The sequence below is a fragment of the Lysinibacillus sp. ZYM-1 genome, from assembly GCF_001308875.1.
Classification (GTDB): Bacteria; Bacillota; Bacilli; order Bacillales_A; family Planococcaceae; genus Lysinibacillus.
The window spans coordinates 1-21722 of sequence record NZ_KQ465137.1 but is presented as its reverse complement, the minus strand read 5'-3'; the positions used below and the strand labels follow the sequence as shown (position 1 = coordinate 21722).

General features: G+C 35.8%; 24 protein-coding genes and 1 other RNA gene. 13 read left to right on the top strand and 12 right to left on the bottom strand.

Annotation, left to right across the window (positions count from 1 at the left end):
* The first annotated feature begins 97 nt into the window (after positions 1 to 97).
* Positions 98 to 859 carry an ABC transporter ATP-binding protein gene (locus AO843_RS19690; RefSeq protein WP_054612776.1) on the top strand — a complete coding sequence of 254 codons (762 nt, stop codon included), beginning with the start codon at positions 98 to 100 and terminating at the stop codon, positions 857 to 859.
* Positions 849 to 2690: an FtsX-like permease family protein gene (locus AO843_RS19685; RefSeq protein ID WP_054612775.1), complete on the top strand. Its 1842-nt coding sequence runs from the start codon at positions 849 to 851 to the stop codon at positions 2688 to 2690. The genes AO843_RS19690 and AO843_RS19685 overlap by 11 nt, the downstream gene beginning before the upstream one ends.
* A 48-nt stretch (positions 2691 to 2738) precedes the next feature.
* On the opposite strand, the gene AO843_RS19680 is transcribed toward AO843_RS19685, so the two are convergent.
* Positions 2739 to 3179 (bottom strand): DUF2269 family protein, encoded by a 441-nt coding sequence (locus tag AO843_RS19680; protein WP_054612774.1) that lies wholly within the window; start codon positions 3177 to 3179, stop codon positions 2739 to 2741.
* 172 nt (positions 3180 to 3351) lie between these two features.
* On the opposite strand from AO843_RS19680, the gene AO843_RS19675 reads away from it, so the two are divergent.
* Together AO843_RS19675 and AO843_RS19670 are read left to right on the top strand one after the other, a co-directional pair.
* Complete coding sequence (locus AO843_RS19675; protein WP_082389545.1) at positions 3352 to 3990, top strand: YfbR-like 5'-deoxynucleotidase; 639 nt, start codon at positions 3352 to 3354, stop codon at positions 3988 to 3990.
* 102 nt (positions 3991 to 4092) lie between these two features.
* The gene (locus AO843_RS19670) at positions 4093 to 4620 is read left to right on the top strand and encodes a zf-HC2 domain-containing protein (RefSeq protein WP_054612773.1); all 528 of its coding nucleotides are present in this window, start codon (positions 4093 to 4095) and stop codon (positions 4618 to 4620) included.
* 127 nt (positions 4621 to 4747) lie between these two features.
* Here the strand turns inward: AO843_RS19670 and AO843_RS19665 are convergent, their stop codons facing one another.
* Positions 4748 to 5086 carry a zinc ribbon domain-containing protein YjdM gene (locus AO843_RS19665; RefSeq protein ID WP_054612772.1) on the bottom strand — a complete coding sequence of 113 codons (339 nt, stop codon included), beginning with the start codon at positions 5084 to 5086 and terminating at the stop codon, positions 4748 to 4750.
* Between the two features lie 247 nt (positions 5087 to 5333).
* Between AO843_RS19665 and ssrS the strand changes: the two genes are divergently transcribed.
* Positions 5334 to 5526, top strand: a non-coding RNA gene (ssrS, locus tag AO843_RS24225) — 6S RNA.
* Between the two features lie 312 nt (positions 5527 to 5838).
* Complete coding sequence (locus AO843_RS19660; protein ID WP_231630209.1) at positions 5839 to 6300, top strand: hypothetical protein; 462 nt, start codon at positions 5839 to 5841, stop codon at positions 6298 to 6300.
* Positions 6301 to 6356: 56 nt separating this feature from the next.
* Here AO843_RS19660 and ytxJ read toward each other — a convergent pair whose 3' ends face one another.
* From ytxJ to AO843_RS19630, 6 genes are all read right to left on the bottom strand, one after another.
* Positions 6357 to 6686 carry a bacillithiol system redox-active protein YtxJ gene (gene ytxJ, locus AO843_RS19655; RefSeq protein WP_054612770.1) on the bottom strand — a complete coding sequence of 110 codons (330 nt, stop codon included), beginning with the start codon at positions 6684 to 6686 and terminating at the stop codon, positions 6357 to 6359.
* Positions 6687 to 6781: 95 nt separating this feature from the next.
* Positions 6782 to 7195: a VOC family protein gene (locus AO843_RS19650; protein ID WP_054612769.1), complete on the bottom strand. Its 414-nt coding sequence runs from the start codon at positions 7193 to 7195 to the stop codon at positions 6782 to 6784.
* Between the two features lie 69 nt (positions 7196 to 7264).
* The gene (locus AO843_RS19645) at positions 7265 to 7906 is read right to left on the bottom strand and encodes a 3-oxoacid CoA-transferase subunit B (protein ID WP_054612768.1); all 642 of its coding nucleotides are present in this window, start codon (positions 7904 to 7906) and stop codon (positions 7265 to 7267) included.
* A complete protein-coding gene (locus tag AO843_RS19640) occupies positions 7906 to 8613 on the bottom strand; it encodes a CoA transferase subunit A (RefSeq protein ID WP_054612767.1) in 708 nt (235 codons plus the stop codon). The genes AO843_RS19645 and AO843_RS19640 overlap by 1 nt, the downstream gene beginning before the upstream one ends.
* Positions 8614 to 8720: 107 nt before the next feature.
* On the bottom strand, positions 8721 to 9605 hold the full coding sequence (locus tag AO843_RS19635) for a LysR family transcriptional regulator (protein WP_054612766.1): 885 nt from the start codon (positions 9603 to 9605) through the stop codon (positions 8721 to 8723).
* A 359-nt stretch (positions 9606 to 9964) separates the two neighbouring features.
* The gene (locus AO843_RS19630) at positions 9965 to 10603 is read right to left on the bottom strand and encodes a LysE family translocator (protein WP_054612765.1); all 639 of its coding nucleotides are present in this window, start codon (positions 10601 to 10603) and stop codon (positions 9965 to 9967) included.
* Positions 10604 to 10768: 165 nt separating this feature from the next.
* On the opposite strand from AO843_RS19630, the gene AO843_RS19625 reads away from it, so the two are divergent.
* Complete coding sequence (locus AO843_RS19625; protein WP_054612764.1) at positions 10769 to 11191, top strand: SRPBCC family protein; 423 nt, start codon at positions 10769 to 10771, stop codon at positions 11189 to 11191.
* Positions 11191 to 11511, top strand: coding sequence for an ArsR/SmtB family transcription factor (locus AO843_RS19620; protein ID WP_054612763.1), 321 nt, complete (start codon positions 11191 to 11193; stop codon positions 11509 to 11511). The genes AO843_RS19625 and AO843_RS19620 overlap by 1 nt, the downstream gene beginning before the upstream one ends.
* A gap of 34 nt (positions 11512 to 11545) precedes the next feature.
* On the opposite strand, the gene AO843_RS19615 is transcribed toward AO843_RS19620, so the two are convergent.
* From AO843_RS19615 to AO843_RS19600, 4 genes are all read right to left on the bottom strand, one after another.
* A complete protein-coding gene (locus tag AO843_RS19615; RefSeq protein WP_054612762.1) occupies positions 11546 to 12325 on the bottom strand; it encodes a YqhG family protein in 780 nt (259 codons plus the stop codon).
* A 16-nt stretch (positions 12326 to 12341) separates the two neighbouring features.
* Positions 12342 to 13856 carry a DEAD/DEAH box helicase gene (locus AO843_RS19610; protein WP_054612761.1) on the bottom strand — a complete coding sequence of 505 codons (1515 nt, stop codon included), beginning with the start codon at positions 13854 to 13856 and terminating at the stop codon, positions 12342 to 12344.
* A 105-nt stretch (positions 13857 to 13961) separates the two neighbouring features.
* Positions 13962 to 14738 carry a helix-turn-helix domain-containing protein gene (locus AO843_RS19605; RefSeq protein ID WP_156313998.1) on the bottom strand — a complete coding sequence of 259 codons (777 nt, stop codon included), beginning with the start codon at positions 14736 to 14738 and terminating at the stop codon, positions 13962 to 13964.
* Between the two features lie 113 nt (positions 14739 to 14851).
* Positions 14852 to 15898, bottom strand: a complete 1047-nt coding sequence (locus AO843_RS19600; protein ID WP_054612759.1) for an NAD(P)/FAD-dependent oxidoreductase — start codon at positions 15896 to 15898, stop codon at positions 14852 to 14854.
* Positions 15899 to 16167: 269 nt separating this feature from the next.
* Between AO843_RS19600 and AO843_RS19595 the strand changes: the two genes are divergently transcribed.
* The 5 genes from AO843_RS19595 (at position 16168) to AO843_RS19575 (ending at position 21657) form a co-directional block, all read left to right on the top strand.
* Positions 16168 to 18279, top strand: coding sequence for a choice-of-anchor I family protein (locus tag AO843_RS19595; RefSeq protein ID WP_054612758.1), 2112 nt, complete (start codon positions 16168 to 16170; stop codon positions 18277 to 18279).
* A 95-nt stretch (positions 18280 to 18374) separates the two neighbouring features.
* The gene (locus AO843_RS19590) at positions 18375 to 18989 is read left to right on the top strand and encodes a dienelactone hydrolase family protein (RefSeq protein WP_082389544.1); all 615 of its coding nucleotides are present in this window, start codon (positions 18375 to 18377) and stop codon (positions 18987 to 18989) included.
* A 12-nt stretch (positions 18990 to 19001) separates the two neighbouring features.
* Positions 19002 to 19958 carry a LytTR family transcriptional regulator DNA-binding domain-containing protein gene (locus AO843_RS19585; RefSeq protein ID WP_054612756.1) on the top strand — a complete coding sequence of 319 codons (957 nt, stop codon included), beginning with the start codon at positions 19002 to 19004 and terminating at the stop codon, positions 19956 to 19958.
* A 146-nt stretch (positions 19959 to 20104) separates the two neighbouring features.
* On the top strand, positions 20105 to 20953 hold the full coding sequence (locus AO843_RS19580) for an ABC transporter ATP-binding protein (RefSeq protein WP_054612755.1): 849 nt from the start codon (positions 20105 to 20107) through the stop codon (positions 20951 to 20953).
* Positions 20950 to 21657: an ABC transporter permease gene (locus AO843_RS19575; protein ID WP_054612754.1), complete on the top strand. Its 708-nt coding sequence runs from the start codon at positions 20950 to 20952 to the stop codon at positions 21655 to 21657. The genes AO843_RS19580 and AO843_RS19575 overlap by 4 nt, the downstream gene beginning before the upstream one ends.
* Positions 21658 to 21722 lie beyond the last annotated feature (65 nt).

Here is a 21722-nt window from a genome sequence, read left to right as displayed (position 1 = left end):
CAACTTTGTCATATTCATGTCATCAAGCGAAATAGGTTATTGATCGCTCCTTTTCTATACTAAAGCTATTAAAACAATTTAAAGGAGTTGTTCCGAGTTGGGAAGCATCATTCTTCAAGTGACCAATTTGCAAAAAGAATTTATCGGAGAAGTTACCTACAAGGCATTAAATGGCATTGATTTTCAGTTAAAGCAACAGGAGTTTGTAGCGGTCATGGGGCCTTCTGGAAGTGGCAAAACAACATTTTTAAATAGTGTATCCACTATTGATCGCCCCACTGCTGGGAATATTGTTATTAACAATAGAAATCCCTATGTTTTAAATGACGAGGAACTTGCAAAGTTTAGACGTTCTGAATTAGGCTTTGTTTTTCAAGATTTTAATCTTGTTCATACCTTGACGGTAAAAGAAAATATTTTATTGCCGCTGACATTAGATAGCTTACCTAGCACTAAAATGCTCCAACGTTTAAAGCATGTCGTGCAATTTCTTGATATTGAGGAGCTATTACCTAAACGTATTTATGAAATTTCAGGTGGACAAAAGCAACGGGTAGCTATCGCTCGTGCAGTTATCCATGAACCTAGTTTATTGTTAGCAGATGAACCTACTGGGAATCTGGATTCAAAAGCTGTCAATGATGTGATGAACTTATTTACCTCCATCAATCAAGAACTACAAACTGCAATTCTCATGGTGACACATGATCCTTATGTAGCAAGCTTTGCCAATCGTATTATATTTATAAAGGATGGCAAATTATATAACGAAATACATCAAGGCAACAATCGTAAGCAATTTTATCAAGAAATTATGGACACGCTTGCTTTTTTAGGTGGTGGGCATCATGAGCTTTAACCATATCGTTATCCAAAATATCCTACGAGATAAATGGACATATGTGTCTTACTTTCTAAGCAGTATGTTTTCCATTATTATTTTCTTTCTATTCTCAGTAATCGTCTTTCATCCCAGCTTAAAAAGCTTAGATCCAGACTCAACACTTGGCATTTCATTGATGTTGGCCAGTTTGCTTGTTTATTTATTTTCGTTTATTTACATTACCTATTCGATTAAGGCCTTTTTACGTAAAAAGACAAAAACTCTTGGTATTTTTATGATTACAGGGGCTTCCATGAAGCAAGTTAGAAAGCTGGTATTCCGTGAAAACCTGTTAATCGGAATGTTGGCGATTATGGCAGCTATTGTTCTTGGGCTTGTCATTACTCCCCTTTTCTTAATGGGAGCCAAAGTTGTTTTAAAAGCAGAAACGTTTAGTATGTATATGCCTCTAGAAGCCATCAGTTTAACCATTGGTTTGTTTCTAATCTTATTTATAGTGATTTCCAAAGTTGTCACTACATTTATTAATAAAGAAGCCTCCATACAGCTCTTAAAAAGTGATACCGTTATCGAAAAATCGATTCGACCACACTACGTTTTATTAGCTACGAGCAGTATGATGACAGCCTTTTTAGCATATTTACTAAAAATCGAGCATGCCATTGTAGCGTCCCTAGGTGTTCTCTTTTATTTTTTATTTTTTGTTAGCATCCTTTGTACGATTTATTTAGTCATTGCTCAAGGATTACGACTGTTTTTGAAAATGTTCGAGAAATCATCTGCCTATTTTCGCCATACAAATATGCTTTTAGCGTCAAATTTAAATGCAAAAATGAAATCTCATGCAAATATGCTATTTCTAATCACAATTTTATTAAGTGGCGTTTTTCTATGTACAAGCATTTTGTTTAGCTCTTATTACAATGTGAAAAAGGATAGTGAAGAAAATTATCCATATAGCTTCCAGTATATTGCGGATCCAAATGCTGAAGACAGTATGGTAAAGGCAGATTTAGACTATCTTCAATCGAAGCTAGCAGCAGTAAAAGCTAACAAATATTTCATTGAATTTAAATCAAATGAGGATCAGCGCCTCAGTTATATGGCATTATCTGATTATAACCTGTTACAGCAACAGGAAATCAGTCTTAGCGAAAATGAATTTATTGCCGTTGCAGGGAATCAAGGTGTAGCACCGATAACCAACAATGCTAGTGACCGTTATATTAAGTCACTCAAACTAGCTAAAATTAACGAACAAAACCTGCTTTCTACTGGGTTCCAGCAAACTTATTTCATTGTGCCTGATCAAATTTATCAGTCGATTGACTACCCTATTTATAAAACCTTTATCTACGAGTTAGACAATTGGACAGCACATACCGAGTTGGCAAATACAATTACCAATGACATTCCATCCTTACCTGGAGAACGATACGTAACATCCAAAATTGATTTATATGTCACAGAAATGTTTATTAAAAGCGTTATGTTCTTCATTGGCTCTATGTTAAGTTTAATTTTCTTAAGCGCAGCCATGAGTATACTTTACTTCTATTTACAAACAACGTTATTGCAGGAAAAAGAAAAATATATAGGCATTCGTAAGCTGGGACTCTCAAAAAAAGAATTAGCCTCCGTTATTACAAAAGAATTGGCGATTCTTATATTTGTACCGTTCGCTATAGCAATTTTGCTATTATTTACTACATTATTAGCTATACGTACAATGGTTTCTACAGCATTTTTACAAGTTTCAATAGCCAGCTCTTGTTGCTTCTTTGTTCTGTTCCTCATCAGTTATTTATTTATACGAAAAAGCTATTTCAAACGTTTGGTAAGTTAAAAAAATCGCACTCCTTGGGGTGCGATTTTTCAAAAACAAAAAAATTTTTCACCAAATAATTGGCTTTGCAACCATTAGCCACAGCATGATGAGCAATAGCAAAATGTACATCCAGGTTTTGCGCTTTAACAGAGAAACAAATTGTTGTTGATTATAAACAGGTGTATTAAAAGTACGTAATGTTGGTTTAAAAGCTCTTGCTAAAAATACAATGGATGCAAACATCACGAGGAAAGTCAGTACAATCCACGAAGTACTCCAGCGGTAACCCGCATGCCACATTAGCAGAATACCCGATACTACAAGCACATGCCCAGAATGTTTGACAATGGCAATAGCACCTTTAAAAGTTTCTATATATGGTGGCATTTCATCATTAGAAGCTGTACGCATTTTTTTTACAATCGTTAACACAACGAACAATGGCCCAATCGAAAGAACAGCACTTAAAATATGTATATAAAGAAGAAGCGTATAAATGGAAAACATGATGTGTACTCCCCTTTTCATCAGTCCCCTACATTATAGCATTCAACCTCTGTCTGCTTATTCGGCAATTGTGAATCCTTTGTAAACACAGATTGAATCATTGTTAAATTGTTTGAAAACCTCACAAAGAGGGTATTGTTTATAGTAACATGCACTTATAGAACATAAAGGAGTGATTTTCATAGGAATTCATCAATTTTTTACAAGCCTCAATGATTTAGAACGAATTATTCGTTGCCCTGGGCGTTTCAAATTTGAAGAACATAATGTAGCAGCCCATTCTTGGAAAGTATCACAATATGCGATGTTCTTCGCTACATTAGAAGAAATGAATGGCGTAAAGGTTGATTGGAAATCTTTATATGAAAAAACGATCAATCATGACTTTGCTGAAGTTTTTATTGGTGACATTAAAACACCAGTAAAACATGCTAGTCCAGAGCTGAAGCAAATGCTAGCACATGTGGAAGAAAAGATGATGGAAAAGTTTATTATTAATGAGATTCCAGAAGAATTTCAGGCAATTTTCTTTGAGCGCATGAAAGAAGGCAAGGATAGTACAATAGAAGGGCGACTACTTGAATTTTCGGATAAACTAGATCAATTTTACGAAGCTTTTGCAGAATTAAAGCGTGGCAATACTGATAAAGAATTTGTCTATATGTATCAAAATGCTCTATCTAAGCTTTTAGCGATTCCACTTGAGGCAACCGTCCAATATTTCCGCACTGAAATTTTAAAAGATGCAGTAAAGGAAAAAACTCATATTGACATTCAAGCATTAACAAATGAAGTACTTACAGCCAAATAGTCAGGTGCATGTACAAGTTTTCCGAATGAAAAATTCAGGAAGGCTTTTTTTATTTGCTCTAAAAAATCGTATAATGGAGGGTGATTGATTGGAGGGAGAGTTTTGTCAGAAGAATGCCCGATTGTAGAAGATTTATTACCCCTATATAAGAAACAAATGCTCCAAGCACCGACAATACTATTTGTTGAACAACATTTAGCAAATTGTTCACACTGTCAGCAGCTCGCTAGTTCAAAGCAAGTTCTAAAGGAATACATACCCATGAAAAAAACGTTATCTTTTTTTCATATTATATTTATTGTACTTTCTTTTATGTTTGCCATTAACTCATCTTTACTTGGCAATCAATTGGGCTTTGTCATCTCGTATGCCATTTTCGGTTGTCTCTCTTACCTTTTTTATAAAAACATCTGGATTGTTTTTATCATTAGCTCTGTGCCTGTATTCGTTTGGGCCATCATCAACAACCTTAATAATGAGCTCTATATTACTAACTACTCCTTTACAGAATTGGGAGCACTTGTGATGGGGGCTGGCTACATCGCTCTTTTACATACAATTTTTGCCCTATTGGGTGCAGCCTTTGCCATTCTATTACGCAGTTTACGATGGGTTTTCATTAAGTCATGAAAAAGGAGTTGTCTCAAATATTTGAGACAACTCCTTTTTTTAAATTAAAAAATAAAAGAGTCGATTTTAAGAAGTATTCAAACATCTATCTGGAAACTTTCCTCTGTCGACTCCTTTTTATTTGATTTTATGCTTTTTTCACGAATTCTGACTTTAATTTCATAGCGCCAAAGCCATCAATTTTACAGTCAATATTGTGGTCACCTTCTACAAGACGAATACTTTTTACCTTCGTTCCTATTTTTAAAGTGGAAGAACTCCCCTTTACCTTTAGATCCTTAATAACCGTAACTGAATCACCATCAGCTAATAGGTTACCATTTGCATCTTTTACAATAAGTGCATCTGATTCTTGTTCAGTTGCATCCATGCTCCACTCATGCGCACATTCTGGACACACATAGTTTGTTCCATCCTCATATGTGTATTCCGAATTACATTTCGGACAATTTGGATAAGCTGCCATTTCCGCTTCCTCCCTTTACTTTTTTGCTAGATAAATCCTCTATATGCTCTTATCTTTACATAGTCAACCATAATAAGCAAAGGTTGTTCGTATTTATCGTTCGTATTTGTGAAAATAGTATGAAGCTCTAAAACTTTTCTTCGTGCATTTCTAGTTACGTATTGCATGATCTGGAACACCTGTCCATTGACTTATTTCAAGCAATCATCTTACTTGCATGTTTGTCGATCATGCTTTATTATATCCATAAAGGCTGCATTGTTCGTATAATATTAAGTTTTAACCTTTAAGCTGTAAAAGGGAGTTTTATTATTGGAGTTGGAATGACGGGTCTCACACTTCGGTGCATGAGGATAAGCAGGAAAACTTCTGCGAACACCCACTTTGAGGAGTGGTGGTTTAAAACTTTCTATAATAACTACGGCATACGCGGCTTTTTACATTACATTACCTATACAGCACCTTAACCAACTTGGTTGAGGTGCTTTTTTATGCTAAAACAATTTTAATACCAAATCTCCCCCAAGTTTCATTAATTGTTATATTCTAAAATAATAAGTTCCTTTTGTATCTTTAACTTGAAAATTCACCCTATTCCTTATAAGTTCCTCAAGAGGACATGACCATCTCCTTTAAAATTTAGTTCTTTATTTTACGTTTTGAAATCTAAGTTTAAAAAATTGCATACAATCTTTTTCTTTTCTGTATAATTCCCTTCCATTTTGCGCATATATGGAGTAACAAGGGAGGTTATGATATTGAAAAAGTTAATTTATCTCATGGTATTTGCTTCACTACTATTAACAGCTTGCGGCAAGAATGAGGATCCCAAAGAAGTAGCGGTAGATCAAAATACTTCCGTTGAAGATATTGTAGGAGCAATTGTTAAGAATGAATTCACTGTTGAAGAATCCAAAGGTGTTGTTACGATATCGATTCAAGACACGGATGTGACAGAGGGTTCGAAAAGTCAGATGCTAAAAGATTCCACTAAAATTTTTGCTGAATTGTCGAAGCTGAAAGGTGTGAAGACACCCGCTATTACCTGGTATGCTCCGCTCACTGAGCCTGATGGAGATAAAACGATGACAGAGGTATTGAATATTTATTTTAGTGAAGAGGATTATCATAAAGTAGATTGGGCCAATTATCTACAGGTTGATATTGAATCAACTGCTACCAACTATCATGAAGGTGAAGCTTTAGAGGATTAATCATTTAAAACGATAGATACCCCACAAAGTATATCGGGGTATCTTTTTTATATTCTTCATCTTACATACTGCTTTAGTCCCTCCGCTAAAAGAGGCTGTTTTATCTTGTAGTGTGTTGCTTGCCAAATTCCTTTACCATCCCGCAAAATTAATAATTGGGGTGATTCGTGTTTTACCCGAAGATCACGCGCTATAGCGTCGGAAACCTCTCTTTCCTTTTGCACAATGACAAGATATTTAGGTAATTCTGTTACGAATAACTTTACCTCTTTTAAAGCCGAAATACTACTTAGACATGTCATGCTAATTTTTAAGACAAGGCAAGGTTTTTCGCAGGATTGTTCTAGGATATCTCTCCAACCGTCTAAAGTTCTTATTCGTTGCATTTGTATTCCCCCTTTGCGAATTATACCACATAGGGTATTTATTGTTTCAAAAAAACACGAGACTACAGTCGTAGCTCGTGTATTCTTTCCTTTATCTAAATGCCTTCTGTATTCATTAATACAATGCGCCAGCCGTCAGGATCCTCAATGGTGATACCCTTCTGTCTCCAATATGGATTTTCAGGTTCCACTTCAGGGTAACCCATATGTAACAGGCGTTTGGCAATATTACGAATCATTTCTATGTTTGGAATATAGAGTACTAAAAGATTGTCCTTACTTGGAGCAGGACAAGGACTTCCTTCAACATGTTCTGTAAACTCCAAATGATAGTTTGCATTCGGAAGACCAATCATTATTCCATCGTAGCCACGATGTCCTGAAAAAGAGCCTATTTTCTTTAATCCAATGCCCTCACAATAAAATTGTTCAATTTCCTTTAATTGATCTGTTGGCCTCGCTACTCTGACCTGTGCAACAGCTAATTCATTTGTCCATTGTTGTTCCATCTTGAATTCTCCCTTTTTAAACTATTGTAGGATGATACAATAGCTCTGGGAACAGTCCTAGGTCTTAAATTATTGTACTAAAGCTACACTAAATGAAGCTGCAGTCTTCATTTTAACTTCTTCTAAAGTGACACCATCTGCTAATTCTATAAGCTGCATCCCTTTTTCAGTAAAATCAAATACAGCTAGGTCTGTAATTAATCGGTGTACAACGCCTTTACCTGTTAATGGAAGCTCGCATTGCTTTTTTATTTTGGATTCGCCATTTTTATTAACATGCTCCATGACAACGATGACTCTTTTCGCTCCTACAACAAGGTCCATGGCGCCACCCATGCCTTTGACCATTTTCCCTGGAATCATCCAATTTGCAAGATCCCCGTTCTCAGATACTTCCATACCACCTAAAATGGCAAGGTCAATATGGCCACCACGAATCATGGCAAATGATTCTGCACTATCGAAGAAGGAAGCACCTGGCATAGCCGTTACCGTTTCCTTTCCAGCATTGATTAAATCGGGGTCTACATCTCCCTCAACTGGATAAGGACCAATACCAAGTAATCCGTTCTCTGATTGTAAAAGTACTTCATAATCAGCTGGAATAGCATTAGCAACTAGTGTCGGAATGCCAATACCTAAATTTACATTCATGCCATTTTGGATTTCTTTTACCGCTCTATTTACGATTCTTTGTCTTGTATCAGCCATCACGCTTCCCCCTTTTTCACCGTCAAACGCTCGATACGCTTCTCATAATTTCCACCCAATAAAACACGTTGTATGAAAACCCCTGGTGTATGGATATGATCTGGGTCTAACTCGCCAACTTCTACAATTTCTTCAACCTCAGCAATGGTAATTTTACCTGCCATTGCAGCTAATGGATTAAAGTTACGTGAAGTTTTTCTGTATACTAAATTTCCTAGCTTATCTGCCTTCCATGCTTTAACAAGTGCAAAATCAGCAGCAATTCCTTCTTCTAAGATATAGTCTTTCCCATCAAAAGTCTTTACTTCTTTGCCTTCAGCAATTGGTGTTCCAACCCCTGTAGCTGTATAAAAACCTGGGATTCCTGCTCCACCTGCACGTAGACGCTCAGCAAGTGTTCCTTGAGGTGTTAACTCTACCTCTAGCTCACCACTTAAAAATTGCTGCTCAAAAATTTTATTCTCGCCCACATAGGAAGCAACCATTTTTTTTATCTGCTTATTTGCTAATAGCAAGCCTAATCCCCAGTCATCTACACCGCAGTTATTACTAACAACAGTTAAATCGTTTGTACCCTTTTGTACTAACGCTGCAATAGACTTTTCAGGTATACCACATAACCCAAAGCCTCCTACCGCTAGCGTATCCCCATCCTTAATATCAGCAACTGCCTCTTCAAATGAATTCCATACTTTCCCATCGTTCATCTCGAAACCCCCTAAAATTGCTCGTTTATTAAGAAAAATTCTACATCATTAACATTTTACAAGTAAAGGAATTAATTCGAATATCACTTATTCCAAAATGGAATAAATCACCACTCTTCATACTTACGTATCGTTTTAAGTAACTGCTTTAAGGCATACGATTGATATGTATTTTTCTTTGTGATAATTCCCAAACGCCATGGCATATCAAAATTAGCTAGAGGAATAATTTTGACATTATTATTTGTTTGTTTAGCTGCAATGGAATATGGTAGCAGCGTCACCCCTAAATTTGAAGATACCAGTTCAACAATCAAATCCCATTGTGAACTTTTGTAGCCTATATTTGGTGAAAATCCAACACTTTTACAAGATTTAATGACATAATCATGTAAAGTAAACTCCTCAGCAAAGATAATAAAGGTTTCGTTTTTTAAATCCTGCAATTCTATTTCGTTGAACTGAGCAAATGGGTGTAATTCATTCATAAATACATAAAATTGATCCTCTACAAATGGCTGAACTGAAAACTTCTTTTCATCCGTGGGCAATACGACAATACCCATGTCAACATCACCGTTTTCTACTAACGTACCCACCATTTTCGCACCTCGTTCAACAAGATCTAAATGTACTTCAGGATATTGTTGATGAAATTCCCTAGCAATTTTCGGAAAAAATAATGTACCGATTAAAGGCGGAATCCCTAACTTGATTGAACCTGTTTTTATATTTAATAAATCGTCTAGTAAAATGTGCAAATCTTGAACAGAACGCATAATCTTTTGTCCTTGTTTAAAGACGATACTGCCTGCATCTGTTAGTTCTACATTGCGTGTAGATCTGTTCAATAATTCAACGTGCAATGTATCTTCTAATTTTTTTATGCTTTTGCTTAATGAAGGCTGAGATACAAATGATTCATTTGCAGCTTTCGTAAAGCTACCATGTTCAACAACAGCCATAAATGCCTTTAAATCTCGTAATTCCATAAACATCTTCCTCATTTATTCTATTTTGTTATGAAAATTTCAGAAAGGTTCGCTTATAGTAATAAATTCTGCTTCATCTCTGCTAATCCTTCTACTAAAAAATAGTACAACTGCATCCTATAGCTGTTATTTGCTAAAATCTCCATGTAAAACTATAAGAAGGAGATGCAAAAAAGGACGGGATTCTTGAATGAAAACATTTCTACTTCTAATCAAATAGACAGCTATTTAGTCATGAGAAGGTTCGATTTCCTCTCTGACTGAAGTATTGCAACGTGTTAGTTTCATCATCTATTTAGCCATAAAAATACACCGACTATGATTAGATTTTATGTCTAAAAATAGTGGTGTATTTTACATTAGTGTGCCTTTTCCAATGCTAATTTAATGCCAAAACCAATTAACACCGCACCAGTCAAACCTTCAACTACTGCCTTAGTAGCTGGCCTTTTCATAAATGCACTAATGCGATCTAACAGATATACATAGAATACAAACCATAACACCGTTAAAGCTGTATAAATTAATCCCATTACTAGAAACGGTAGAAATGTTCCACTCGTTCCATCCACAAATTGAGGAAGAAATGTTAGGAAAAACACCGCAACCTTCGGATTGGTTACATTTGTGAGAAACCCTTGCTTAAAGCAAGATTGGTGGGAGTATTTATGATCCATATTAACTTCATCCTGCACTACGGGTGATTGTGTGCGAATTGAACGTAATGTCCACAATGTTTTGATACCTAAATAACATAAGTAAACGGCACCAATATACTTTAAAATGGCAAATATATAGGCTGATTTCACAATAATGGCAGAAAGCCCAATTACCGCTGCACATGTATGAATCAATAAACCACAGCAAGAACCTAAGATAGTCTGCAAGCCTCCTTTTCTATTTACAGTCAAGGTGTTTTTTGTTGCGATTGCTGTATCTGGACCAGGTAATATTATAAGTAAAATGCACATAACTAAGAAAACAGAGATGTTCACCATAGCTCTCCCTCACTTCCTGTCAGAAAATTATAAAAATAATTGTAGCATACGCATCGCCCTTCAGAAAGGTACTAATTTTTTTCTTTCACATTGACATATAACCATTAGGTGTTATATATTCATAACACCTAATGGTTATATGTCATCTACAAAGGAGAATTAAACATGACTGAAAAATTACAGGATATTGTCAAAACAATTACATTGAATGCACCTATCGAAAAAGTATGGGACACAGTAGCAACGGCTGAAAAAATTGCTTCTTGGTTTATGCCCAATGATTTTCTGCCTATTGAAGGACATGAATTCACTATTCAATCACCATTTGGTCCTTCACCCTGTAAAGTAGAACGTGTAGATGCACCGCATTTTCTACGATTTGCATGGGATCAGGATGATTGGTTCGTTACTTTTGAACTAAAAGAAGTCGGAGAACAAACAGAATTTACATTAACACACGGTGGATGGAAGAAAGCTTCACATATTATTCCAAAAGCAAACGCTGCCACTGAAGCCATTCGCACAAAAATGGATGGAGGCTGGACAATGATTATCCATCATAAATTAAAAGAAATTGCAGAAGCCTAATGATCCAAGAAGCAGTTAAATATGATGTTTTTCAAGCAATAGCAGATCCTACAAGAAGAAATGTTTTAAAACTACTTGCGTCCAGTGATAGACCTATCTCTAATATTTCAGAGCATTTTGCGATAAGTCGAACAGCTGTCGTGAAGCATTTAAAAATATTAGAACAGGCTGAGCTTGTTTCTGCTCAGAAAAAGGGTAGAGAAAAGATATATACTTTGCATAGTGAGCGTTTAAAAGAAATTGAGGATTGGGTCCAATACTTTCATTTATTTTGGGACAATAAATTGGCTCAGCTACAAAACCTTGTTGAAGACAATTAGAAAAGGAGCTGTCTTTTTATGGACAGCTCCTTATTTAAAAGAGATAAAATAATCCACCATTAATAATATCAATTTTAATTTTGGATTCGTATTGCTCCTCTAATGCTTTTCTTTCAATTTCATAACATTCCGGCTTATCCTCTACATCCTCATAAAAATAATCTAAGACTCGTTGATCTCGTTGCCATCTTTTTTGTGCTTCCATGGCCCATGTATGATCATCCTGTTCAATGATTGATTCCACTGCTGCATTTAATCTTTCAAGTGCACGTACTGGCTTAATAATATATTGCACATGAAATACATTATCTGCTGGTACCGTATCAAAATCTGAGGCATAAATAGATTCATGAAAATCCTCCTTGATGACACCAGTTAATAAATTAATACCGAATGAATACAACATTTCTTTTGTCCGATCACAGCAATAAGAGACTTTAAAGTTAACACCTAGCCAAGGTGTAAGGATAACCTGCCCCATTGCATGATCAACTTTTTCAAACAGTTGGACATAGGCGCCTAGTTCTCCTGTCGCATGAAATAGCTGATTTAACCGAGGGGAGCCATAATGAATAACTTCACCAAACAAATTGCCAGCCATAGCTGTTTGATCTGTAATAAAGGTCACCTGAGCTGGGTTTGGTTCACTATTAGTAGCCTCTACATATTGCCAATAAAATGGTCTATTCATGATCCTTTTATCAATATCTACCGTTAACTGTACTGTCAAAGAATGATTCTCTTCTCCTATAATAGGGCATTCATTTTCGGCGAAAAATCCCTTTAAATACTGATGAACTTGCTGCGGATACATAGCTTCTCTCCTTACCTCATACTGATTCTTTAAAGTTTGTTAAAATAGCATCTAAATCGCCAACGACTTTCTCAAACACATCAATTTTTGTATGAAGTAACGCTAAGATTTTTTCTTCAATGGTATTTTCAATAGCAAGATTATATATGTGAACATCGTGCTCTTGTCCCAAACGGTGGACACGTCCAATCCGTTGCTCTAGCTTCATAGGATTCCATGGTAAATCATAATTGATTACATGATGACAAAATTGAAGGTTTATCCCCTCTCCACCAGCCTCTGTGGCGATGAGTACTTGTGCCCTTTCTTTGAATAAGTGCTTCATATAATCTCGTTTACTTTTATTAAACTTACCGTTAAACAGCACACTCGTTATACCTTTAGAATGTAAGTACCATTGTAAATAAATTTGAGTAGCCCGATATTCTGTAAAAATAATAACCTTATCCTTCGCCTGTTCAACGATTTCAAGCGCCTTTTCTGCCTTAGAATTCACTTCTAAGGTCATTAATTTTGCTAAAATGGCTTCAATTTCTTGTGATTGTCCATGCTCATCTAGCATATTTGTTAGCGTTAATGCTGTGGCTTCCTTGCTACTACACATTTCCTTTTGTAAGGTAATTAATGCAAATGACCCTGTATTTTCAAGGGATCCTATCATATCGTAAACTTCTCTTTCCTCCGCCGTAAATGTAATCGGCACAATTTGAACGCAACGATTTGTCCATTCGATACCTGTATCTTCTCTCCGATTCCTCACCATCACCTGATTTACCAATTCTTTCAAATAATCATTATGCTCTAAATGATGCTTACTTGCTGAAAAAGCTGATTGGAAGGTATCATAGTTCCCTAGATGTCCTGGTTTTAATAAGGAGATTAAATAATACAATTCGAAAACATCATTTTGTATAGGAGTGGCTGTTAGTAATAAGCAAAACTTTTTCTTGAGTCCTTGTACAAACTCATAAATTTGTGTTTTATTATTTTTTAATTTATGGGCCTCATCAATAATAATCATGTCGTAATCCTGCTCATAAATACGCTCCCTATGTGGACTCTTTTTTGCCGTATCCATACTCATGATCAATACATCATAGCGCTCTATCGGACAATTTTTTTTATAAGCAATAGCAGGTATATGAAATTTTATATTTAACTCTTCGATCCACTGATTGATAAGAGAGGCTGGTGCTAATATTAACGCCCTTTTTACAAGACCTCGTAAAAGATATTCCTTTAAAATCAAGCCCGCTTCAATCGTTTTACCAAGACCTACTTCATCGGCGAGTATGGCTTTACCATTCATGCGTTCAATGACTGTTTCAGCTGCATCTAGCTGATGCGCAAGAGGCTTTAAATTTGGTAAATAATTTGTAGCCTGTAGTCCTGTAAAATCAGGGATTAATTTCATTTTTACAATATCATAGTTCATCTTATATAAGGACCAGCTATGCCATTTTTCAAGATGATTTACGCGACTGATAAAACCTTCTTGCCATTCTGACGACCTTTCTATTTTCATGATCATCACCCCATGTCATTATTTCTTACTTAGGTTGTCCAAAAAAGAAAAAGCTATGTTCTTTCTATACGAAAAACACCCAATGCATGTTATTTTCGCATCAGGTGTTTGTTAATTCATATGTTTACGGAAGTTGCTCGGTGATAAACCTGTCACTTTTTTAAATACGCGACTAAAATAAAAATAATCTGTGTAGCCTACGCGCTTAGCAATTTCTTTTATGGAAAAATCAGATGACCTCAATAGCATCTTCGATTTTTGAATACGTAAATCTGTTAAATAGACATTAGGACTTATACCCATTCTTTTTTCAAATACATAGCTAAATTTTCTACGTTCCCAATTAAATCGAAGAGCTATATCGCTAACAGTAATATTCTTTGTAAAGTTTTCTTGTATATACGTCAGAATTAACGCTATGTTTTCTTTTATAGGATCGTCTTTCACCTTCATCAATAAAATAATTTCCTCTAGTATATTTAGAAAGAGAGCTTTGGATTGCAGGAATGATAAATGACTGCCCTTGTTATTCAATTCGATTAATTGCTGTACCATGTTCATTAATTTCATGTGTTCTGCTAATTGTAAGGCAAAATGACTTTGATAAAGAGCGGATTTTTCGTGTTCTCCATCGGATAGTTGAAAGTAAATCACAGCATATTCAAATTGGGTATCATTTGTTGCAATGCATTGTATCGGAAAGTTCGGACCTACATGGATTATTCGTCCTTTCTTTAAGCGATAATTAGTATTTATAATTTTAACGTCACCCATACCATTGATTGGGAAAATAAGTCCAGCTGCATTTGCCATTGTCTTGGCATTCTTAGCGATCATTTCAGAAGAAATCTGGTCAGTAATACTATGTATAAATGTTAACGGTGCCAATGTATAGAGTTCTATGATTTCTTGTGTATCTATGCTGAATGCCTCCCTTCCTTTATACGTTTTAAAACAAAAAGAAAGGAACACCTAACGTGCATTAGTGCTCCTAAGATCGATCATTTTAAACTTTCCTGTAATAGCTTGCGATTACGTTTCTTGAAAATATCATTATGTGAGGAAACAATACCGCCCTCAGAAGCATCAGGCTGAATATACTTCTTTGCACTATTCACTGCATGTAGTGCATCATGGAAAGTTGCAGCAATTAAATGGATTTTGCCATCATGGTGCAAAATATCTCCTGCCGCATAAAGACCAGGGATGGATGATTCGCTATTTATAGAACCAGCAATGAAATAATCGTTTTTACGTTCAATTGCTAGTGGACTACTATCTAGTAGTTCCTTATCACGTACATAACCATGGCTGATGACAACTTCATCGATAGATATTTCCTTTACAGTACCTGTTTCATAATTCGTTAAGGCAATCGCTTTAATCCCTGCTTGGTCGTCTGCAATCAATTTCGTAATTTCAGAATTATAATGACATTCAATGGTGCTATTCGTAAGCTCCGTAATTTGAGCCTCATGTGCAGACAATTTATCCTTTCGATAGGTTAAGTATACTTTTGATGCCACTTCCATTAGCTCTAATGCCCAGTCTACAGCTGTATTACCGCCGCCAGAAATAATGACTGCTTTATTTTTGAATTTTTCATAGGATTTGATGGTGTAGTTTAAATTAGATACCTCAAAGCGTTCAGCGCCCTCAATCTCAATTTTTTGAGGATTAAGGATACCCCCACCAATAGCAACAATGACCGTCTTTGAATAATGAATATTTCCAGACTCGGCTGTAATGACGAAAATTCCCTCTTCATTTTTGGCAATTGATAGTACCTTTTCATTTGTATAAATAGACGGATTGAATGTTAATGCTTGCTCCACTAACTGTTTGATCAGTTGACCTCCCGATATCGGCGTAACGCCCCCAACATCCCAAATCATTTTCTCCGGGTAAACGTGGATTTTACCACCAAGCTGTGGCTGTGATTCGATTAACTTAGTCTTCATTTCCCTTAAACCACAGTAAAAGCTAGAATATAAACCTGCTGGTCCTCCACCAATGATCGTTACATCATACAATTCTTGTTCAAACAATATTTAACACACCTTTCATTATGTTATTCCCTATCTCAACAATCGGGCTGTAGCATCAGCTTTACTACACCCCTCACTGTGTACCTTTCGTCATACAAAAAATTGCTTAATACTTCCTACTCCATTATACGATAATGATAATCATTATCAAGTAAAATCCCCTTTTCAGAACTATTATGTCAATTCTTATTACTCTTTAATTAATCTTTATATGGGCTTTACATTGAACATGTACGATTAAACTAACTTTAATTGGAGGTTTTACATCTATGAAATATCAAAAATTAGCGGCAATAGCTGCCGGTTGCTCACTAGCTGCGACTACCTTTTTAGTGGGAGGAAATCAATCCTATGCTGCAGAAAAATTACCACCTGAGCTTACTATAAATGTCTCCTCTCGATATGATTCTGGCGTGAAAAATGAAGATGGAGGCGCAACAGAAATTGTTGCCTACAATGCAGATAATCACAAGTATTATGTGATCAATGGAACGACTAAACAAATTGAAGTTGTCCCTTTACCAAAAAGCTCTTCCTATTCTGCTATAAAGGCAGAGAAAACAATATATCTAGAAAAAGCATTAAAAGAAATCTACCCAAACTTCTCCTATGGGGACGTGACAAGTATAAGTATTAACACTGATTCCGATATCATAGCTGCCGCTGTTCAAGCAGCGAACTATAATGACAATGGACTAGCTGTATTTTTAGATTACAATGGTAAAATTCTTCATGTTGTTGAAGCTGGTAAACAGCCTGATATGACCACCTTTACACCTGACGGAAAAAAGGTACTAGTTGCAAATGAAGGAGAACCTCGCGAGGGTTATGAAAAAGCCGTTGATCCGGAAGGTAGCGTCAGTATCATTGAACTACCAACTGATATTACAAAAGCAAAAGCAAAAACCATTACTTTTAATGCTTTAGACTCTCGTCGTGAGGAGCTTGTAGCGAAAGGTGTAATCTTAAAGAAAAAAACAAATCCTTCTGTAGATTTCGAACCAGAGTATATTGCTGTTAATCGTAAAAGCGATACAGCCTATGTGACCTTACAGGAAGCAAATGCAATCGCTACGCTAGATCTTACATCCGGTAAATGGATAAATGTTCAATCACTAGGTTTTAAGGATCATAGTAAGGAAGAAAATGCTCTTGATTTCATGAAAGATAAAAAAATTGGCATTATTCCTGAAGACCTTTTCGGCATCTATATGCCTGATGGAATTTCTAGCTATGAAGTAAACGGTAAAACCTATTTAGTGACAGCAAATGAAGGCGATTCGCGTGATTGGAATGGCTACTTAAACGAACTCGAAACAGAATTAAAAGGAAATGAAGTTGTTCTTTTTGATACATCTGACTACGATGGTTTACAACCAGAAAAGATGTATAGCTTTGGAGGTCGATCTTTCTCTATCTATGAAGCAGATACAATGACACAAGTCTTCGATAGCGGTAGTGATTTTGAAAAAATCATTGCTGAGTCATTACCTGAATACTTCAATGCTTCCAATAATAATACAAAGCTTGATAATCGCAGTGGTAAAAAAGGGCCTGAGCCTGAGGATGTAAAAATCGGCCAAATTGGTGATCGTATTTATGCCTTTATCGGTATAGAACGAGTTGGTGGCATCATGATGTATGATATTACAAATCCTTATGCTCCATCATTCATTCAATATATAAATAAACGGGATTTTAGTGAAGACATCAAGGAAGATGTATCACCAGAAGGTTTAGCATTTGTGCCTGCTTCCGCTAGTACTACAGGGCTTCCAACATTACTTGCTGCACACGAGGTTAGCGGTACTGTTACTGCTTTTACAGTTGGCAATCAAAATAAAAAGTTATTTTCAGATATACAAGGTCATTGGGCGCAAGCAGCCATTGAGGAACTAACTAATAATCATTTATTTAATGGTGTAACTAAAGATCAATTTAATCCAAACGCACAACTGACGAGAGCACAATTTATTACGGTTCTTAGTCGGGCACAGAAAATTAGCCCAACATCAAAAGCCCCCTTTTCAGATGTAAAAACGGGTGATTATTTTGAGGATGCTGTTGCTTGGGCTTATGAAAAGAAACTTGTAGATTCAACAAATGGAATGTTTAACCCTCATGAGCCTATTACAAGAGAGGATGCTGCCATAATTTTATATCAATTTACAAGACTAACAGAAATGGAATTGCCAAAACATCAACCTCAACAATTATTCAAAGATGATGCTGCCATTTCTTCTCCTGCAAAGGAAGCCATTTATATTTTACAGCAAGCAGGAATTTTCACAGGCAACGAACAGCACATGTTCCAACCCCAAAGCACATTATCTCGCGCTGCTACAGCATCTATACTCCATAAATTATTGATCCAAAAATAATACGCAAAGCTGTTCGATTCGTCGGACAGCTTTTAATATTCTAATAAAATAAATCTCAATCCAAAAATTCCTAAAATATACGTAAACGTTACTTTTTGATACACTATTGGAAAAAGCCAAAAGAGGTCGTCATGAAAAGAAAAATATTGATTTTACATGAAATTTATGGAGTTAATCACTTTATAAAAGAACAGGCCCAAACCTACTGTGATGAGCACACTTCCGTTTCGTATATTTCGCTCTATCCAGAAGGAAAATCCTTTCCCTATAAACAGGAACAACAAGCTTATGATTTTTTTTTACGTACAGTCGGCTTCGATGCACCTCTTGAGATACTATCACAAAAACTACTAGAAGCATGTGAAACATATGATGAGGTAGTGCTGATTGGATATAGTGTAGGTGCAACACTAGCCTGGAGATTATCAACACTCCCCTTACATCGAGTCATTTGTGTTTATGGCTCACGCATTCGCCAATTCCTAGATGTCCGACCATCGTGTCCAACTTTGATAATTTTACCTAGTCATGAAAGTAGTTTTGATGTTAGTGCACTAAAGAAGGCACTTGAACGTATTTCAAATGTTCAGGTTAAACAATATCAAGGTCATCACGGTTTTATGGATACCCTTAATTGGAATTTTTGCCCAGATAGCTACTTTCAAGCACACGCTGATATCGTAAATTTTTTACGAGCAGAACAACTTTAGGAGGAACGAACAATGGAACAAAATATAGATATTCTGGTTGATCCATATATAGAGGGAGGTAACGTAATTTATCCAAGCATTCATCTTTCTCTACAACCTGGCATGATTCTTGGCATCTACACAGATGTTTCTAAAATACATACTTTAATGCAATGGTTTATGAAACAAGAAGATACATTTACGCATTTTCGCGAAAATGTTCTCTATGAGCGACTCACTGTTCGTGAGTATATCCGGTTTTGTTTAAAGCTTTTCAAGCGTACAACTGACGAGACAGAGAATTTATTAAAGCTATTTAGTCTAACCGAACAAAAAAACACTAGAATTAGTAAGCTTTCTTCTAGTGAAAAACAGCGATTAAAGTTATTGAATACATACCTTCAAGAAGTGACTGTTCTGGTATTGGAAGAACCATTTCAAAATATCGATGAATTTTCTAAACAAAATGTCCACCAAATACTAAAAAAACTTCTCGAAAAGCAAAAGAGCATTATTGTACTTTCCAATAATCTAGAAGACTTAATAATTTCGAGTACTGTTATACATAGACTAGATGGGGCTGGCTTACATGCCTTAGATGTTAAAGAGGAAGATCAAGAGCAAACACCTCCACAACTTGGAAATACCCCGATTCGTCTTGATAAGATTCCAACAAAAAAAAATGACAAGATTATTTTATTTAATCCGCCAGAAATTGATTATATTGAAAGTGTTGAAGGTGTCGTTTCTGTATATGTTGCAAATGAAGCATATCCTTGTACACTATCGCTTAATGAGCTCGAGCAAAAATTGACAGCATTCGGCTTTTTTAGAAGCCACCGTTCATACATTGTTAACTTACAAAAGGTTCGAGAAATCATTACATGGACACGTAATAGCTATAGCCTTGCACTCAACAGCACAGATAAAACGGTTGTCCCCTTGTCGAAAAATAAGTTGGCAGATTTAAAGGAAATACTCGGAATTTAGTAGATTTCCCAGGAAATAATCGACTCCTGTCATCTTCAATATCGTTCCATTTAGGTTCACTTTTCCGCCTTTCATCCGTTTTTTACTGTTTACCTTTCACTAGTTGTTTATAGTGTAGACATCAACAACAAACAGGAGGCTTACACATGAACGCAGTAATTGAAGTACAGCATTTGAAAAAAACGTTTAATAAAGAAACCGCATTACAAGATGTTTCCTTCACTATACAAAAAGGTGAAATATTTGGATTTCTTGGTCCAAGTGGTTCTGGAAAGACAACCACTATTAAAATATTAACTGCACAAACTGATAAAACTGATGGAAATGTTCTATTATTTGGGCAACCAGCAGCTGATATGAAACAAAGTCAAAATCGTAAACGCTTTGGGATTTTAACAGATAATAGTGGTTTGTATACTAGATTATCAATCGAGGAGAATTTATTACTCTATAGTAAGTTATATGACCTACCCATCTCTGCCGTAAAAGAAGCACTTGATTTTGTAAACCTATATGCCGATCGCAAAAAAAAGATTAGTCAGCTTTCAAAGGGAATGATTCAACGTGTTACCCTTGCTCGAGCTATTATGCATAAGCCCGAATTATTATTTTTAGATGAGCCTACTTCTGCGCTTGATCCTGTAAATACAGAACATATTTATAACGGTTTACGAAAATTAAATGACTTGGGTACAACGATATTTTTAACAACACATGATATGAGCGAGGCAGAAATACTTTGTGACCAAGTTGCGTTTCTGCATAAAGGAAAGATTCGTGCAATTGGTGCACCAAACGATTTGAAGCAAGAATTTGGCACAGATTCTATGACTGTTGAGCTTAAAAATGGTACACAGGAAATTATCCAAAACGGTGCGCAGGATGCCGAAAAGCTGTATCGATGGATGCAAGCCAACGATGTTACTCGAATCCATACAAACGAGCCAACATTAGGTGATATTTTTATGCAAATAACAGGGAGTGATTTAGTATGAATATTTCAATGACACGAATTCAAGCTATATTAATGAAAGATTATAAGGAATTTTCACGTAACTATGCCGTATCAACGATGGTACTTTTTCCGCTAATTTTCGCATTTTTATACAACCAATCTGGTGCATCTTCAATGAACGCCTATTTCCTACCAATAAATATTACATTTTCAATGGTAACGACCTACATACAATGCTGCTTGATTGCGGAGGAGAAAGAAAAAAATACATTACGCAGCCTTATGCTTTCCCCTGCCTCACTAGGAGATATTCTTATTGGTAAAAGTTTATTTGTTCTTATCGTGACAATTATCGTAGTAGCGATGTCTATTTTTCTTGTTGGATATAATCCATCTAATGTTCTCATTTTAGCTATTGTATTAATTCTTTCTGCCGTATTCTATATTGCACTTGGAACAATATGTGGATTATTTGCCAAGTCAATTATGGAAGGTTCAATAATTGTTTTACCAGTTATCATTATCTTCTCCCTTGGTCCACTTGCTGCAACTTTAGCTTCTACTTACCCAATCTTAAAGATTGCGGAGTGGTTACCAAGCTCACAATTATTACTGTTAGCGGAAGCTTTAGAAGGTAAATATTCGATAACAGATGTGATCATTCCTGTGATTACAATTATTGTCTGGTCTCTTCTTTCTTGGTTTTTCGCAGCAATTATCTATAAAAAAAGAATGGTCGATTAGTGAACTGACCCCTTCGGGTTAGACAAAACAAAAAAGCATCTTCAATTGAATTTAGGGTAATGTAT

What these genes read in the sequence shown, in the direction of transcription:
- AO843_RS19680 (WP_054612774.1), bottom strand. Translation starts at nt 3,179, where the DNA reads ATGTTTTCCATTTATACGCTTCTTCTTTATATACATATTTTAAGTGCT.
- AO843_RS19595 (WP_054612758.1), top strand. Translation starts at nt 16,168, where the DNA reads ATGAAATATCAAAAATTAGCGGCAATAGCTGCCGGTTGCTCACTAGCT.
- AO843_RS19635 (WP_054612766.1), bottom strand. Translation starts at nt 9,605, where the DNA reads ATGGAATTACGAGATTTAAAGGCATTTATGGCTGTTGTTGAACATGGT.
- AO843_RS19630 (WP_054612765.1), bottom strand. Translation starts at nt 10,603, where the DNA reads ATGGTGAACATCTCTGTTTTCTTAGTTATGTGCATTTTACTTATAATA.
- ytxJ (WP_054612770.1), bottom strand. Translation starts at nt 6,686, where the DNA reads ATGCAACGAATAAGAACTTTAGACGGTTGGAGAGATATCCTAGAACAA.
- AO843_RS19685 (WP_054612775.1), top strand. Translation starts at nt 849, where the DNA reads ATGAGCTTTAACCATATCGTTATCCAAAATATCCTACGAGATAAATGG.
- AO843_RS19580 (WP_054612755.1), top strand. Translation starts at nt 20,105, where the DNA reads ATGAACGCAGTAATTGAAGTACAGCATTTGAAAAAAACGTTTAATAAA.
- AO843_RS19640 (WP_054612767.1), bottom strand. Translation starts at nt 8,613, where the DNA reads ATGAACGATGGGAAAGTATGGAATTCATTTGAAGAGGCAGTTGCTGAT.
- AO843_RS19625 (WP_054612764.1), top strand. Translation starts at nt 10,769, where the DNA reads ATGACTGAAAAATTACAGGATATTGTCAAAACAATTACATTGAATGCA.
- AO843_RS19650 (WP_054612769.1), bottom strand. Translation starts at nt 7,195, where the DNA reads ATGGAACAACAATGGACAAATGAATTAGCTGTTGCACAGGTCAGAGTA.
- AO843_RS19610 (WP_054612761.1), bottom strand. Translation starts at nt 13,856, where the DNA reads ATGATCATGAAAATAGAAAGGTCGTCAGAATGGCAAGAAGGTTTTATC.
- AO843_RS19575 (WP_054612754.1), top strand. Translation starts at nt 20,950, where the DNA reads ATGAATATTTCAATGACACGAATTCAAGCTATATTAATGAAAGATTAT.
- AO843_RS19620 (WP_054612763.1), top strand. Translation starts at nt 11,191, where the DNA reads ATGATCCAAGAAGCAGTTAAATATGATGTTTTTCAAGCAATAGCAGAT.
- AO843_RS19645 (WP_054612768.1), bottom strand. Translation starts at nt 7,906, where the DNA reads ATGGCTGATACAAGACAAAGAATCGTAAATAGAGCGGTAAAAGAAATC.
- AO843_RS19585 (WP_054612756.1), top strand. Translation starts at nt 19,002, where the DNA reads ATGGAACAAAATATAGATATTCTGGTTGATCCATATATAGAGGGAGGT.
- AO843_RS19665 (WP_054612772.1), bottom strand. Translation starts at nt 5,086, where the DNA reads ATGGCAGCTTATCCAAATTGTCCGAAATGTAATTCGGAATACACATAT.
- AO843_RS19615 (WP_054612762.1), bottom strand. Translation starts at nt 12,325, where the DNA reads ATGTATCCGCAGCAAGTTCATCAGTATTTAAAGGGATTTTTCGCCGAA.
- AO843_RS19660 (WP_231630209.1), top strand. Translation starts at nt 5,839, where the DNA reads ATGATATTGAAAAAGTTAATTTATCTCATGGTATTTGCTTCACTACTA.